This is a genomic window from Listeria valentina (assembly GCF_011800755.1).
GTDB classification, from domain to species: Bacteria; Bacillota; Bacilli; order Lactobacillales; family Listeriaceae; genus Listeria; species Listeria valentina.
Genome location: NZ_JAATJW010000134.1, coordinates 1 through 1,347, shown reverse-complemented (window position 1 = coordinate 1,347; position 1,347 = coordinate 1). Strand labels below are relative to the sequence as shown.

At 40.1% G+C, this 1,347-nt stretch carries 1 protein-coding gene; it reads right to left on the bottom strand.

What is annotated here, in order from left to right; genetic code table 11:
• On the bottom strand, positions 1-1,247 hold a 1,247-nt coding region (locus HCK02_RS13795), incomplete at its 3' end, for an IS110 family RNA-guided transposase (RefSeq protein ID WP_167630672.1).
• Positions 1,248-1,347 lie beyond the last annotated feature (100 nt).

Sequence of the window (1,347 nt, the reverse complement as noted above, 5' to 3'; positions counted from 1 at the left end):
ATCACGCTCCTTGGGGGCGTGTAGAGTTGGTGATTACGTAGTAGCGTATCCACCAGACGCGTAAATTTTCTTGCGGTTAAGACGAGGGCTCTTTTGTGTTGATGTTTCGGTGTTTCCTTATATTTTTTCGAATAAAAGGCTTGATATTCCGGTAAATATTGTTTCACAGAGTTGGCAGCTTCAACTAAGTAATAACGAAAATACCGATTGCCTTGTTTAGTTAAAGGCGTATGTTCCGATTGATAATTTCCAGATTGTTTCACTTTCCAGCTTAACCCTGCATACTTGGCCAATTTGGTTTGGTCTTCAAATCTTTCGATTTGACCAATTTCGGCAATCATGCCAGCGGCATAGACTTTTCCTACACCTGGGATACTGGTTAAACATTGATATTCTGGAAGAACGGTAACCAATTGTTTAATCGCCTTATCTAAATCTTTGATACTTGCTTCTAGGGCGTGTATTTCGCGTGCTAAGACACTCAGCACGACGTCAATCGATTCTTGTGCGATATCACCTAAACGATAGGACATCACGATGGCTCGTCGAATGGCTTTTCCTAAGGATTCTGGATTTTTAAAGCGTCCTTTTCCTTTTTTCTGAAGTAAGGTAGCGAACTCTTCTAATGGCATGTTAGCAAGTTCATCTAAGCTGTATTCGTCTGTCATTAGGGACATGATGGTTGAACTAAAAACGGAGGTTGTCCCATCTAAGGTTTTTAATTCTCTCGTTAAGGTGTTGCATTTATACGTGAGATTTTCTAGAAAGTGTTGTTTCGTTCGAGTTAGTTGCTTGATTAACTGGTAGCGAGTCCGCGTTAGCCGTTGAAGTGCCATGTATTTTTCTTCTTTGATAGGGGAAGTCGTAAATCGCTGAATTCTTAAAAAATCGGCGATTCGAAAAGCGTCATTACGGTCGGTCTTATCTTCATCAAACATGCGACTAAACTGGTTAATTCGGTAAGGATTTTCGATCGTGACGATTGTATTTAATGTTTTTAGTTCTTGATCTTGATTGAAAAACATGGCGGGATGAAAGCTGTACATGGAAGTGGACTCCATTCCCATAATAATTTGATGAAAGCCGTAGGCTTCTTGGAAGGCGATCACTTTTTCTTTGACAGTAGTCGCACCATTCAGGTCGTTGCCTAGTGAGATTTCTTCAAGAATAGTCAGCTGGTCATCATCGGATAAAAAACAAACATCTAATTTCTCAGAACTAACATCTAAACCGACAAATAGATTCATGGAAGGGCCTCCTTTCATTTTTGTATTTGGAAATTGCTTCGATACTGTGGGATTTCCCAGAAGCTCATTGTGTAACCACAACCTCGCCTAAAAGAATACA